Consider the following 14,606-nt stretch of genomic DNA (forward strand, 5'->3'; position numbering starts at 1 on the left):
ACCACCCGCCCTCAATCAAAGCCCTTCTCGGCCGCCGTAGCTACCGGTTCCGGCGCCGCAGGATAACGCCTGCGGCGATCAGCACCACCGCGCCGCCCGCGATGCCACCCAGGGCCATCGGCGACAAGCTGGTATCGCCCGTATACGGCAGACCCGGCTTCTCCTCCTTCGGCACCGGTGACTTGCTCGGCGGATTGGTGGGCGGCTCCGTCGGCGGGGTGGTCGGCGGCGTGTACGTGTTCTTGAACACCGGCGCCACGTCGCCATCATAGGTTACCGTCGCCACCAGATGGCCCGCACCGTCGTCCGTCACCGTCACCGTTACCCGGTGCTCGGCCGCGTCGTACGTCACGTTCTTCTGACCGTCGTCCACCTCGGAGATGCTGTAGGCGTACGTTCCGGGCTTGTCGTACGAGATCGCCTCGAAGCCCACCGTGCCGTCCGCCGCGTTCTTTGCAGTCTGCAGCACCTTGCCGTCGGCATCCTTCAGCTGGAAGGAGAACTGCCCTTCCTTAAGGTCTTCGCCGCTCAGCACCTTGGAGGCCCCCAGCTTCACCTCAGTCGCGGCCGGCGCGTAGCTGTTGCTGAATGCCACCGCATCCGCAGCCTTGCCGCCCTTGCTGTAGGCAACCTGCGTCTCCAGCGCGTGCGTCTCCGCATTCTCCGTCACCGTCACCGTCGCGGTAAAGACCGTCGTGTCGTAGGTGACGCCGTTCGCCGTCGCCCCTGCCCGCTCGGACACGGTGTAGACGTACGTCCCCACCTTGTCCAGCTGCAGCGGCGCGAAGCCGAACGTGCCGTCGGCACCGTTCTGCACCGTCTGCACCACGTTACCGTCGGCGTCCTTCAGGTCGAAGGAGAACTCACCCTCGGCCAGGTCGCGGCCAGTCAGGGCCTTCGTTCCGGTAATCGTCGCCGTCGTTGCCGTCGGCGTGTAGGTGTTGGTGAAGGTCAGATCCGCAGCCGTCTTGTTCGCCGTCGCGATCAGCTGGCCGCTGCCGTCGTCGGTCACGCTCACCGTCACATCCAACACCGCATCGCTGTAAGTGATGGTGGCATCTTGGCCCGCAACCTCCTTCACCTGGTACTCATGTGAACCAGTCGCAGTGTACGAGATGGCCTTGAAGGTAAACGCCTTACCCACGTTCGTGGTCCGGTCGATCACCTGCCCCGTGGCCACGTCAATCAGCGCGAACGTGAACTCGCCATCGGCGGGCGTCCGCGTGGTGGCCGGGTCGGCATTCTTAAGCACCTTGGTGCCAGAGATCTGGTAGGAGGTCTGGCCCGGCTGGTAGCTGTTCGCAAACGTCATGGTTCCGGGCGAGACGCCGTTCTCGGTACCCTCGCTCGGCTTCACCGTGGAGCTCTCTACCACCAGCTTGCCGTCGTTGTTGTCCTTCACCACGTAAGTCAGGGTGTACGTCTTGCCGGTGTAAGTCACGCCCGGCACGCCCGGCGCGTCGACCGTCGGCTGCACCTCGCGGACCGTGTAGGTAAAGGTGCCCGCATGGTCGAAGGTCAGCTTGTCGAAGGCAACCTTGCCGTCGGCATCGTTCTTCTGGGTCTGGATCACCGAGCCGTCAGACCCCATCAGCTCGAAGGCGAAGTCTCCCTCCTTTAGCTGATAGCTGCCGTCGTGCACGTTAACGCTCTTGGTGAGGGCGATCGCACCGGAGTCCGTCGCCTTTGCCTCGTAGGTGTTGGTGAAGGTAGGCTTCGTGACATTCGCGCCGTCGTAGGCGACGCTCGCCTGCAGCGTGCCGGCATTGTCCGCAACCGTCACCACGGCATGGTGCACCGCGGCGTCGTAGGTCACGCAGGCCAGATCGCCCTTCCGCTCAACTATGGTGTACTCGTGCGTACCCGGCTTCGCGTAGGAGAAGGCATCGAAGTTAACGCTTCCGTCCGCGCCGTTGGTCGCGGTCCGGACGGGCTCGGCCCCGGCAAGCTGCTCAGCCGTCAGGTTGCCCTCGTACACATCGAAGGTGAACTCGCCGCCCTTGAGTACGATCGGCGTGTTGTCGTCCTTCTTCACGTAGCTCTTCTGCGCACCGAGGGCCAGGCCGGTCGCGGCCGGCTGGTAGATGTTGGTGAAGGTCTCCGGGCCTGATGTGCTCGTCACGATCGCCTTCGCATTCAGTGCTCCGTTCCCGCCGTCTGTGACCGTCACCGTATAGGTGAGGGCATGATTGTCGTAAACCATGCCGGCCTCCGCGCCCGGCTGCTCCGCGATGGTGTAGGTAAAGTCCTTGCTCGCGGCGCCGTCCAGGTCGGAGAGCTCGAAGTCGCGCGTGAACTTCACCGTGCCATCGGCCTTGTTCGTCGCAGTGTCGAGCACGTTGCCGGCGGCATCCTTCAGGTCGAAGGTGTACTCGCCGCCCTTCAGCTTGGTGTCGTGCGTGAAGCCCGGCGCGACCGCAACGACCTTGGTCGCCGTCAGCTCCGCGGAGCCCTTTGCGGTATAGGTGTTCTTGAAGGTGGGGGCATCCGTCTTGCCGTCGTCGTAGGTGACGCTCGCCTCCAGCTTGCCGGCGTTGTCCACGACCGTCACCACGGCATGGTGCACCGTAGCGTCGTAGGTCACGTGGGACAGGTCGCCCTTCTGCTCCGCGACGGTGTATTTGTGCTCGCCGGCCTTGGTGTAGTCGATGGCCGGGAAGGTAACGGTGCCGTCCTCGCCGTTCTCAGCGGTCCGGATGGGTTGCTTGCCCTTCAGCTGCTCAGCCGTCAAATCGCCCTTGTACAGGTTGAAGGTGAACTCGCCGCCCTTGAGCGCAGCCGGCGTGCTGTCGGACTTCACATAGGTCTTCTTCGCCGCGAGCGCCACCGAGGTCTCGGCGGGCTGATACGTGTTCTCGAAGGTCGGGGCATCGTTCTTGCCGTCGTAAGTGACGGTCGCCTTCGCCTTGCCACCCTCCGCCTTCACCGAGACGTGAACCTTCACCGCCTTGGTGTCGTAGGTGATAGTCGGATCGGCACCGACGTTCTCCTCCTTGAGTATGTAGTCGTACTCGCCGATGGTCAGACCGGTGAGAGCAAAATTGATCTTGCCATCCTTGTCGTTCTGGGCGAGCTGGACGGGATTACCCGTGGACGCGTCGCCTTGGTACAGGCCGAAGTTGAACGCGCCTTCCGTCAGGTCCTTGCCCGTGAGGGTCTTCTTTGCCTCGATGGTTGCATCGGCCGTCGGCTTCGCGTTGGTGAAGGTCGGCACAGCCTCATCGCCGTCGTAGGTAGCGGTTGCGTCCAGCGTGCCGTTCTTGTTATCGGTGACGCTGACCTTGACCTTCACTTTCTGACCGTCGTAGACGATGGTCTGGTCGTTACCGGTAACTTCCTTGATGGTGTACTCGTAGTCACCGGACTCGGTGTAGTTGATGGGCTGGAAGGTAATGTTGCCGTTTTTGTCGTTTGTGCCGGTCTCAATGGGCGTGCCTTCCGTCTTGTCACCCTTGTACAGAGCGAACGAGAAGTCGTTCCCCGCGAGCGCACCGCCCGTAAAGCGTTTCTTCGCCGCCAGGGTCACGGAACCCTTCGCGGCATAGCTGTTGGTAAAGGTGACGAGGTTCACCTTGCCGTTCTTGACCTCAAGCGTCTCGCTCTTGTCATCGCCGTCCTTTTCCACCGCCACGCCTGTGACAGTCAGCTTGGCATTCTTGTCCTCAACCTTCACCGTGACGGTGTAGGTGGAATCGTCCATCGTCCAACCGGCGTTCTGCACACCAGTCGTATTAGGATCGTCATCTTCCCCGTGGGCCTCGGTGAGCGTAAACGTGTAGTCGCCTGCCTTGTTGAATTGCATGCCGGAGAAGCTGAGGGGCTGACCGTCCTTGCTGGTGATCTTCCCCTCCGTGGTCTTGGACTCCGAGGATGTGTCGCCCTTCAGGCCGTCAGCCTTCAGATCGCCGGCGGCAATCTTATCCTTCGTCTCCGACGTGGCAGTCAGCGTGAACGAGAACTTCTTGTCCGTGCTCTCGGTGCCGGAAATCTTCTTCGTTACCTGCGGGGTCAGCTCGTCGCTGGCGACCGTCTTGTAGCTGTTCTCGAACGGAATAGTCGCCGTGTTGTCCTCGAGCGAGGCGCCGGGGGCAAACTTACGGTAATCGACCCTCTTGCCATCACTGTTCAGAACCGTCGTCTCGACTTTCAGTGTGCCGTCGCCGTTGTCGGACACTGCGATCTTGACGGTATAGACCGTCTTGTCGTAGGTGTAGCCGGCGGGGACGGGCTTCGGCACGTTCTCTTCCACCCTGTATTGGTAGACGTTGGCGCGGCATTCATTGCTCACGTCGTCGTGTGTGAACTGCAAGCCCTTCGGCAGCAAGCTCACGGTCTTGGTGTCCCCGAGCTTCATCTCGGGAATCTTGAAGGTCTCCGCCCCGCCCGTGATGTCGAGCTTCTTCGCCGCGGCGTCGGCGGAGGTCAGGATGAACTTCGTGCCATCCTGACCCTCGGCCTGATAGTCCTCGGGCGTCACCGTAAAGCTGAATGTTCTGCTCGCATCACCGGTGCCGGTGAATTTCTTCTCAATCTGTAGACCGGCCTTCGCACCGTACTCAACCGTCTCGACCTTGTACTCGTTCTTGAACGGGACGATAGGCGTAGCGGGCTTCGCACCGCGACTCGAGACCGTCTGCACGTAGTTGGTCGTGGTATTAAGGCCCTTAATCGCCTCGGCCGTCAGCGCATCAACGTTGTCGCCCACGCCAACGAGCGCCGTCACGTCCGGGCCCTTCACGATGGTCGTCTTGGTGTAGAGCTGGCCTTTGTTGTCCGGATTCGGCTTCACCGCGATGAGCACGAAGGCATCACCGGGGTACTCGGTGTCATACGTGTATCCAGCAGCGTTGGCGTCATGTACCTCAGACACCTTGTACACGTACATCTTGTTGTAGCTCAGCTGCGTGAAGTTCATCTTCAGCTTACCGGACATCGTGGCGGTCTGCGTATCGTCACCGTCATCCTTGCCCACGGTGTTCGTGAACGACTTATCGGAATCAACCGGCTCCGGGGCCTTCGTGCCGTTATACGTCATCGCCTCGATGGTGAACGGGAACCTGCCATTCTCCAGCGGGGTACCAACCAGAGTCTTGGTCACATCGATGCCCGCGTAGGTACCGGAGGCCGCATAGGTGTTGGTAAACGCGGCAGCACCCGTCACCTGCCGGTCGGCATCCGTCGTCGCCTGCTTGTTGTCGTACGCAACCGACGCGGTCAGCTTACCGGTATGCGTGCCGTTCTCGATATCGGTCACTGTGTACGTCACTGTGGACGTATGGTCGTCATAGCTGATGCCGGTCTTGTCCGCGTCGGTCGGCCTCGTCTCGTTCACTTTGAACGTATACACGCCCGGCCTGGTAAACACAAGGTCGCCCGTGCCGAACGGGGTGGTGCGCATCGCGTCGCCGGGACCTGCGATCTCGACCTTAGTCGTCAAATCGCCAGTCTCATCGGAGTCGGCAGCCTTCTTCTGAGTAACGACCTTGTTTTTAACCGCTTTCATCGTGGCGTCATCCGCTGGCGTCAGCGTGAAATCGAACTTGTCATCCTGCTCCCACGCACGCCCAGCCAGCGTCTTCTGCACAGTAACCGGTGCCAACATCGTCTGGGCCACCGTGTAGGTGTTCTTGAACGGGATATATCCACCCGTGTCCGTCAGCTGCGTGCCGTCGGCCTTCCAATACGTGGCCGTGGAGGACAATTGGCCCTTGTCGTCGAGCGTGTTTTGCACCATCGCGTAGTACACGGTGGTGTCGTACGTCATGCCGCCCGTTGTCGAAGCATCGGAACCAGCTTGCTCCGTCACCTGGTACACGTAGGTGGTGTTCTGGTCGGCAGCGGTGAACGTGATCTGCGGGAAAGCCGCAATGCCGCCGCCATCGTTCTCCGCGGTCGTCACGCCGTCGGCGGGCATCGGCGCGTCGTTCGCACTGACCGTGTAGCTCAGGTCATTGAACTTGATGGGGGCAGCCCCCACCGCGCTGTTGGCCAGGCCGCCCAGCGCCTTCAGCTCGAAGGTGAACTTGCCCGCGGCAAGCGGGTTGTCGCCCGACTCGTCGGTATACGACTTCTGCGCGTTAAATGAGATTGTCTTGGTGTCGGTGCTGAACTTGTTGGTGAACACCGCGACCTTGTTATCGACTGGCACGGCCGGGTCGTGGTGGGCGCCATCATCGTCGCCGTTGCGAGCCATAGTGACAACCGGCTCGGACAGCGTACCCCTGCCCGTGTCGTCCACCTGCACCGTCACCGTGTACCCGGCGCTCGAGTAGCCGAAGCCGGGCAGCCAGGACGAGTCATGCTCGTCGGGCGTCCGCTCGGCCACCGTATAGGTGTACGTGCCGGGCTTCTTGTACGTAATCTGGCCGAAGTCGAACTCATCACCATTGTTGACGGTCTTGACCACCTGGACGTATCCGGGCACGCCGGATACGCCCTTGTAGCCCCCGGGCATGGGCGTGCCCTTGGCAGCGCGCAGATAGATGTCGAAGCTGTCGGCCTTAGTCCACTTGCGGCCTTGAAGCACCTTCTGCGCCCGAATGCCGGTGAGCGTCACCGAAGACTTCACGCTGTAGCTGTTGGTGAACACCAGCTTGTTGTCTTCGGCCAGCGTGCCGTCGGTATTTTGCTTCGCGATCTTACCGGTGATGATACCATCGCCTACGCCGGTCAGATTCTTGTCACCCTGCTTGCGGCCGGTCAGCTTATAGCCCGCGGGCATCTCGTCTGCGCCGGTCAGCTCCTGCACCGTGTACTCGTCGCCCTCGCCAAGTCCGTACACGCGAATCGTCTCGTCGGCCTTGATGGTTTGCGAATAGCCATTTGTCAGGTCGAACACGTTGCCGACCTGCTTCTCATCGACGGTACCCGCCTTCTCGAACACCGCAGCCTTGTACGTCTTCCCCTTTGGCACGGTGAACTTAAAGGTAAATCCCGCGTCCTTATTGCCCGTCAGGCCATCGGGCACCACGACCTTCTTCGTCACCTCGAGGCTCGCCTCGCGTTCGTTCGCCACGCGCACGCAGGTGGCGCCCGTGAACAGGGCGTTCAGGTTCATGGCGCCCAAGTCGGCGCGGGCGCCCTTCGCCGTGATTCCCTTGGGCTGCTCGTCCTGGGTGATACCCATACGTATCCAGCCCGTCTCGGTCTCCAGGCGGTAGGGTTTGCCCTCCTCGGTGGGCCCATACTGGTACATGCGTCCGTTAGCGCCGTACTTGAGGTGCACTGTGTCGTCTGCACCCACGGGTTCGACATCGGTCCACGTCAGGTTGCCTTTAACATTGGTCTCGCCATTCGAGGTCTGCCGCGTACCCTTGATCCACGTGAGCGTGTTGTCGATGTCGCCCTCTGCGCCAAACTGGTCCAGACTCTTCATGAGCGCGCCCGGGCCCACGAACGTCGAAACGCCGTCATCGTCCGTACCAGCATCGGCATGGACGCCGTCATCGTCCACAATCACCTTGGTGAGCGTGTCGTTAAGCAGGAAGCCCTTGGGCGCCGAGACCTCCTTTAGGAAGTAGGTGCCATTCTTGAGCGGCTTGTTGCCGTCGCTCGTACACGGGAATATGCCCGCCCCTTCGAGCCGGACCGGGTTGTCGACCGACCCCGTCGTCAGGGTGTCATAGGGGCCCTGATCGTCCTTGGGCACAACCTTGCCGTTCGCGTCCGTTGTCGCCTTGTACAAGCCGAACGTTGCGCCGTCTACGGGGTTGCCCTCGGTATCGGTTTTCTGCACGAACAGGCGATTCTGGATGTTCGTGACGAGCAGGCGCGTGGCGAACTGCCGCTTGAAGTTCGTGCCGTCTGCGATGTCGTCGCTGTACACGTGGACGGTGTTCTTAGGCGTCGCGTCGCCGATCGATCTCGCCGTTGTGTGGTAGATGGCCACCGTGTACTCGGCATCCTTGCGGGCCTCACCGCTCAGCAAGTAGTAGTACTTGGAGATGTCACCGGGCAGATTTTGAATCTCTACCTGGTACTGGCCGCTCGTGTTGAGCGTGAAGGCGTGCAGGTCCTTCTTCGCCGCCTCGATAGCGCCGGCCGTGCCCGGCTCCTTGGCGAGGGTGTATCCCGCTCCCGTCGATGGGTCGCCCGACACGGCGTACCAACTGCTCGGATCTTTGATGCTTGCGCTTTTATCGCGCTTGAGCACCACAGCGAACAGTATGCCGGAGTCCAGGCTGACAGCGTCGTTGGACTTCGTCAGGTCATCATTCGCCTTGTACACGATCGACGGCGCGGTGATGGTCTCCTTCGCGCCGGCGAACGCACCCGTCCGCCACACGGCGCTGCCCGCGTCCATACCGCCGCGGTTGATGATGACGCCGCCCGCGCCGTTCTTGTCGCTCGTGGGCTCGTACTCGAGGCGCATGCTGCCATCCGTCGTCGTGAGATTCGAGCGGTATCCCTTGGGCACGCTCGTCTCCTTCAGGAGGTAGTACTTATTGCTGTGATCCTTGTTGTAGAGATCGTCGAAGTTGATGACGCCGCTGCCATCGTCGTTCGTGAGCGTTAGGCAGCCGGCCTCGTCCGTGGTGCCGGAGCCGAGAAGCGCGCCCTCGGTTTTGAAGTCCTTATCGGTCTTATAGAGCTGGAACTCGGCACCCTGTACGAACTTGCCGTCCTGGTCGAACTTTATGATGTCGGACTCGGGCACCGTCACGAGGTTGAACTTGAGCTCCATGTTGGAGTAGAGGGCGCCGCGCTCCAGGTAGAAGAACTTGAGGGTGTGGTTGGTGCCGTCGGCGAAGGTGCTGCCGTACCACCTCGTGTCGCCGTCCTTGCCCGCATTCTGGTACTTGCTCAGCAGCGTGCCGTCGCTCTTGCCGTTCACCTTAATGTCGCCCGTTTTAAAGTTTATGTTCAGACTCGCGCGGTCGTGAATACCGCCGATATCACCCACGAGGACATCGTCGATGAACACCCAGACATCATCATCGCCGGCGAACTCGAAGGTCATGTCCTCATCTTTGTTCGTCTTGCCGCCGTCGGACTGCACGAATCGCGTGGACATTGAGAGACCGAAGTGATGGTTGACGGGCTTGCCACCGTTGTAGCTCGCGGTGTTGTCTGCCGTGATGCCATTTTGGACGAGCCGGTCGTTTTCCTCATTGAACACCTTGTCTGCCGCGTCGAACGGGAAGAACTGACCCTGGTGGGACGAATTGCCAACGCCCCCGGTGTCATAGATGTCGAAGGCATTCTTGTTAGCGTTGTAGGCTGCGTAGTTGTGGGTGCTGTCATAGACGTAGTAGCCGCCCTGAGCCTGGAGGAGGCCCGTCACGCCAAAATGGGACGTCTTGCCGGTCTGGGCAGAGGAATCGAACAGATAGCGGAGGGACTTGCCGCCCCAGGTATCGGAAAGCCGCGGGTAGCCGTCGAAAAGCGTGTTGCTGACGATGCCGGACTGCGGGTTCTCGCCGCCCGTCCAACGGTTGAGCGACTCACCACCCTGGCCGTCGTTAAACTGGAACCGGTGGTTTGCGTTGATGCCGCCGTTGCCGGAAACCGACAGGTGATCATCGGGATTCACCCAGTAATCAAACAGGTTGATTGTTGTCCCCGAAGGCGAAATCGTCGTAACCGTGTGGTCCGAAAACGCCGCTTCCGCACGGGTCGGCAGGAAGAAACTCGCCGTCAGCGCGACGGCGAGGGCCAAAACAATCACATATGGCGAGACCGGGCGCAGCCCACGACGACGGCCATAAGACATGACGGACCACCGCTCGCGCGGCCGGTGTTCACCAGGAAGTTCCCTGCTTAGACACCCCCCCCCGGTAGCATTATTCACGAGTCGAGACGTCGTCTCTCTGAGCTCCTGCATAATTTCCTCCCCAGTCACACGGCGACCTGCCCGGGTGCTCCCCGGGGGCCGAGGCAGTCTGGCACATGCCCGCAGTCGTTCAAGGAATACCAACCCCAGCATATGTCTCTTAAGATATCTTAGTCTTATTCTATGACAGTTTTTGTCTCATTACCGATGAAATCGGCTCAGTCCCTTTGTCGCATGCTAGAGTGTGTGGAGCAGGGCGATGAGGAAGCGGATGCCTTGGAGGTAGGCGCGACGGGTGATGCGCTCGTTGGTGCCGTGGACGCCGCGGTCGCATTCGTCATCGTCGACCACAAAGGCGGAGAAGCGGATGCACTCGTGGCAAATGCGCTGGTAGTTGGCGGCATCGGTTGCACCAATCACGGTCGAGGGCACGATGCTCATCGGCTCTTGGCCCACCGCAGACGATCCGTTTTCCTCCGTCGGCTTGGGATCACGGAAATAGCGGGCGGCGATGGCGCGGACGGCCTCGAGCCCCGGACCGCCCACGCGCGGGGACGGCGAGGGCTCGGAGCTGCCGGGGCCCAGCTCGACCTCGACTCGGCCGGCGAGCCCAGCGGTGGCAACGGCCTCGCGGCAGCAGGCCACGACATCGGCCACGCTCGTACCCTCGAGCATGCGGAAGTTGATATTGACCCACATATCTTGCGGCATTACGTTGGCACCGGTACTGCCGCCCTCGATTTGCGTGGGCGCACAGGTGGTGGTCACAAGCGGGTACAGCTTTTTGCTGGCAAGGCAGTCGCGCACGATGGCATCCTTGCTGGCAGCAATCTCGTCTGCGGTATAAAGCCCCAGCTCGACGAGCTGCGCGGCAAGCAGATCGGTCACACGCGCCGGCCACTCGATATCGCAAATCGCGGCAATAGCGCGGCTGAGCACTTCGAGCGACGTGCCACCGTAAGGGTTGGAAGAATGCCCGCCCTCGCTCTTCGTCCTGAGCACGATATCGGCATAGCCCTTCTCGGCAAGATCGGCATGCATAAGCCAACCCTCGCCTGCGCCGTACTCGGCAGCCTCAACGATACGATAGTCGCCCTCGTCAATCAGGTACTCAAGCTCAACGCCGCGCTCCTCGAGCGCTCGGCCGATGGCGCCTGCGCCGTACTGCGTAGTCTCCTCGTCCTGGCCAAAGGCCAGGAGCAGCGTGCGCTCGTGCTGCCAACCGTGTGCCAGCGCATACTCGACGGCCTCGAGAATGCCTGCGACCTGGTCCTTCATGTCGATCGCGCCGCGGCCCCAGATGTAGGTGTCGTCCACGTACCCGCTAAAGGGGGCGTGCGTCCAGTCGGCCTCGGTACCCGGCACCACGGGGACCACATCCATGTGGCCCATGAGCATAACGGGCTTAAGAGCTGGATCGCTGCCGGCAAGCGCCACCAGCAGCGAATGGTCAATAAGCTCGACCTCGCCCGCCGCAAATACGTGCGGCCAGGCCTGCTGCATATAGGCGCGCAGGTCGTCGAAGGGCCGCCAGTCCACCGTCTGGGCATCCATGCTCGAAATCGTCGGAAACGACAGCACGCGGCCCAGGCGCTCGCACGCGCCGACCTCGTCGATATCGGCAAAATCATCCTCGTGCGCAAAGAAGCGCCAAACCTCGGCCATGCCTTCCTCCAAAAACAACGTGGCAAAGAGGCGGTCCCTTTGCCACGTTCGCTTGCATTATTTGTCGTTGAGATAACGCGAGAGGAACTCGCGGGTGCGCTGGTGCTTAGGATTGCCAAAGAGCTCGGCCGGCGCGGCGTCCTCGAGCACCACGCCCTTGTCCATAAAGACCACGCGGTCGGACACGGTTCGGGCAAAGGCCATCTCGTGCGTGACGACGACCATGGTCATGCCGTCGGCCGCAAGCTTGCGCATGACCTCGAGCACCTCGCCCACGATCTCGGGGTCGAGTGCGGAAGTCGGCTCGTCGAACAGCATGATCTGCGGATTCATGCACAGGGCGCGGGCGATGGCCACGCGCTGCTTTTGGCCACCGGACAGGCGACCCACGGCGGCGTGCGCGAACTTTTCGAGCCCCACGCTCGTCAGATGCTCCATCGCGACCTTCTCGGCCTCGGCCTTGCTCATCTTTTTGAGCGTGACGGGCGCGAGCGTGCAGTTGTCGAGCACATCCATGTTGTTGAACAGGTTAAAGCCCTGGAACACCATGCCGATGTCCTCGCGCAGCTTGTTGATGTTGCAGCGCTCGGCCGTAAGGTCCTGGCCGTGGAACCAGATGTGGCCCGCGTCCGGGGTCTCGAGCAGGTTGAGGCAGCGCAGGAAGGTCGACTTGCCCGAGCCCGAGGCGCCGATAATGGTGACGACCTCGCCGGTGTTAACGGACAGGTCGATGCCCTTGAGCACCTCGAGCGAGCCGAAGCTCTTGCGCAGGCCCTCGACGCGGATGAGCGGCCCATTGGTCTGTGCGGCGGCCGCGGTGCCGGTAGTGGCGGTATCTGCCATGATGATTCTCCTCGTCTTGAGCCTAGTTGGAGCTGGGCAGCGTTGCCGGGGCATCGGCGCCAAGCTTTTTGCCAAAGGCTTCGAGCAGGCGGCTCGCCACGAGCGTCAGGATCAGGTAGACCACGAGCGCCACGCAGTAGACCTCCATCTGGCGGTAGTACACGCCGGCGACGGTGGTGGTGGCGTACATAAGGTCGAACACGCCGATGACCGAAAGCACCGACGAGTCCTTGATGTTGATGATATGCTCGTTGGTGAGCGCCGGAATCGCGTTTTTAATGCCCTGGGGGAACACGACCTTGCGCATAGCCTGCCACTGCGAAAGGCCCAGCGAGCGCGCCGCCTCGGCCTGGCCGGGATCGATGGACTCGATGCCGCCGCGCAGGACCTCCATCATGTAGGCGGTGGAGTTGAGCGAGATGGTAACGAGGCCGGCGGTGAAGGTGCTCCAAATCTGGTTGGCCTGAGCGGTCTCGAAGCCCATGCCGCGCAAAACGGTGAAGCCCGCGTAATAGATGAGCAGGCCCTGGACCATCATGGGCGTGCCGCGCACGATGGTGGAGTAGATGGTCGCAAAGCCGCGGCCGATACTCTTAAAGAAGCGCACCAGGTCGTTGTCCACGCGATCGAAGGTCTGAATGCGTAGGAACACGAAGAGCAGCGCCAGGAAGAATGCGATGACGGTGCCAAAGGTGGCAAGCGCGATGGTGATCTCGATACCGCGAATGAAGAAGTCCCCGCTCTTGTAGGTCATGTAGACCAGGCTCGACAAAAAGTCGCTGGGGTTGGAATCCGAGACAATGCTCACCTGCACCAGGTCGATAAACGACATGACGCAGCGGTCCACGAAAAAGATCGCCGCGATGGCGACCACGACATAGCTGCCCAGGCGCGCGCCGCGACGGAAGCGCTCGGAAGCAAACGGCGACGTTTCGCGATAGTCGTTCCAGTGCATGAGCTTGGTGACCAGCGCCGCCGCCGACACGACGAGCCAGGCCCAAAGAATCGCCCAAAGGCAATCTTGGAACACGCCCGTGGGGGCCAAGAAGCTCAGCGGCGTGGGGTTGCGCTGGCTAAACGCCAAGCCGAGCGCCGCAATAACGCTCGTGCCCAGGTAGACATAACGATGGTCGGCCTTGATAAAGGAGGCCAGACGATTGACGGTTTTCATACTGCCTCCCTATGCCGGCTGACGGTCGAGGCACGCGTCCCACATCTGGTCGCGCTCCTCCTGGCTGATGCCCTTGAGCGTCTTATCGATAAGCTTGAGCAGTTTGTCCGAGCCCTTGCGGCAGCCGACGTTTGCCGTGACCTCCTGTTTAAAGCCCTCGCCCTCGGCAAAATGGATGGGAACGATGCCCGGGTTCTGGGCCATATAGCCCTTCTCGTTCTCGGTGTTGTAGGTCACGGCGTCGCAGGTGCCCTGCAGCAGATTCGAGAATACCGTGGGCACCGAATCGACCGGGTTTTTGTGGACAACGCCCGGAATCTCGTCGATAACGGTGTCGAGCATGGTGTCCTTTTGGCCGAGCACCGTGGCACCGCTAAAGTCGCTGAGCTTGGTGGCGTTTTGGTAGGGCGAGCCCTCTTTTACGAACAGGCCAAAGTAGCCAATAAAGTACGGGTCGGAAAAGCCGACGGACTCCTCGCGCTCGGGCGTGGCGCTCATGCCGGCAATGATGAGGTCGATTTGGCCGTTGTTGAGCGAATCGATAAGGCCCGAAAAACCCTGCTTGACGGCGACGGGCTCGCCGCCGAGGGCCTTGCAGACGATCTTGGCGATTTGCACGTCGTAGCCATCGGCATAGGCGCCCTGCACGTTGTCGATGGGAATGGTGTACTCGCTGGCCTCGGAGACCTGCCAGTTGTACGGAGCGTAGGCCGCCTCCATGCCAATGCGGATCTTGTCCTTGCCGATCACGGAATCGGACAGGTCGTCGCGACCGCCGCCCGTCGTGGGCTGAACCACCTTGAGCGCGGACGGGCGCTGACAGCCGGCGAGCGCGCCGGCGACGACGGAAGCACTCGCAGCGAGAGCGCTACCCAAAAAGATGCGACGGCTGCACACCGGCTGGGTCTGCATGCCGCGCTGTTGGGGAGAATGCATAATCTGCCTTCCCTGTTGAATCGTATGCTGACGACTTAACAGGATACCGCTCAGCGCTACCTCCAGCAAATGCATATATAAATGCATATATGCAAGTTTACGAACTGAAAACGATTGGTAGTCGTAATGGACGTTCTTAAACGACTAGTCAAACAAGAACGTCCCCAACGACTAGGCATGAAAAAGGCAAGGCATAGACCTTCTGGTCATGCCTTGCCT

Annotated in this window: 5 protein-coding genes; all 5 read right to left on the reverse strand. The window is 61.3% G+C overall.

The window, feature by feature from the left end:
• Positions 1-40 precede the first annotated feature (40 nt).
• The 5 genes from I4W07_RS02435 to I4W07_RS02455 all read right to left on the reverse strand — a co-directional run bounded on the left by I4W07_RS02435 (position 41) and on the right by I4W07_RS02455 (position 14,387).
• The gene (locus I4W07_RS02435) at positions 41-9,712 is read right to left on the reverse strand and encodes a Spy0128 family protein (protein WP_196025502.1); all 9,672 of its coding nucleotides are present in this window, start codon (positions 9,710-9,712) and stop codon (positions 41-43) included.
• Between the two features lie 297 nt (positions 9,713-10,009).
• On the reverse strand, positions 10,010-11,437 hold the full coding sequence (locus tag I4W07_RS02440; RefSeq protein ID WP_196025503.1) for a M20/M25/M40 family metallo-hydrolase: 1,428 nt from the start codon (positions 11,435-11,437) through the stop codon (positions 10,010-10,012).
• 57 nt (positions 11,438-11,494) lie between these two features.
• On the reverse strand, positions 11,495-12,280 hold the full coding sequence (locus I4W07_RS02445) for an amino acid ABC transporter ATP-binding protein (RefSeq protein ID WP_196025504.1): 786 nt from the start codon (positions 12,278-12,280) through the stop codon (positions 11,495-11,497).
• 22 nt (positions 12,281-12,302) lie between these two features.
• Positions 12,303-13,451, reverse strand: coding sequence for an amino acid ABC transporter permease (locus I4W07_RS02450; RefSeq protein ID WP_196025505.1), 1,149 nt, complete (start codon positions 13,449-13,451; stop codon positions 12,303-12,305).
• Between the two features lie 9 nt (positions 13,452-13,460).
• The gene (locus tag I4W07_RS02455) at positions 13,461-14,387 is read right to left on the reverse strand and encodes a transporter substrate-binding domain-containing protein (protein WP_196025506.1); all 927 of its coding nucleotides are present in this window, start codon (positions 14,385-14,387) and stop codon (positions 13,461-13,463) included.
• Between the last annotated feature and the right edge of the window lie 219 nt (positions 14,388-14,606).

Origin of the sequence: Collinsella aerofaciens, assembly GCF_015670745.1 — a bacterium.
In the GTDB taxonomy this organism is placed as follows: domain Bacteria; phylum Actinomycetota; class Coriobacteriia; order Coriobacteriales; family Coriobacteriaceae; genus Collinsella; species Collinsella aerofaciens_T.

Excerpts from the sequence above, each read along its gene's own strand:
- I4W07_RS02445 (WP_196025504.1), bottom strand. The coding sequence starts at position 12,280 with ATGGCAGATACCGCCACTACCGGCACCGCGGCCGCCGCACAGACCAAT.
- I4W07_RS02435 (WP_196025502.1), bottom strand. The coding sequence starts at position 9,712 with ATGTCTTATGGCCGTCGTCGTGGGCTGCGCCCGGTCTCGCCATATGTG.
- I4W07_RS02455 (WP_196025506.1), bottom strand. The coding sequence starts at position 14,387 with ATGCATTCTCCCCAACAGCGCGGCATGCAGACCCAGCCGGTGTGCAGC.
- I4W07_RS02450 (WP_196025505.1), bottom strand. The coding sequence starts at position 13,451 with ATGAAAACCGTCAATCGTCTGGCCTCCTTTATCAAGGCCGACCATCGT.
- I4W07_RS02440 (WP_196025503.1), bottom strand. The coding sequence starts at position 11,437 with ATGGCCGAGGTTTGGCGCTTCTTTGCGCACGAGGATGATTTTGCCGAT.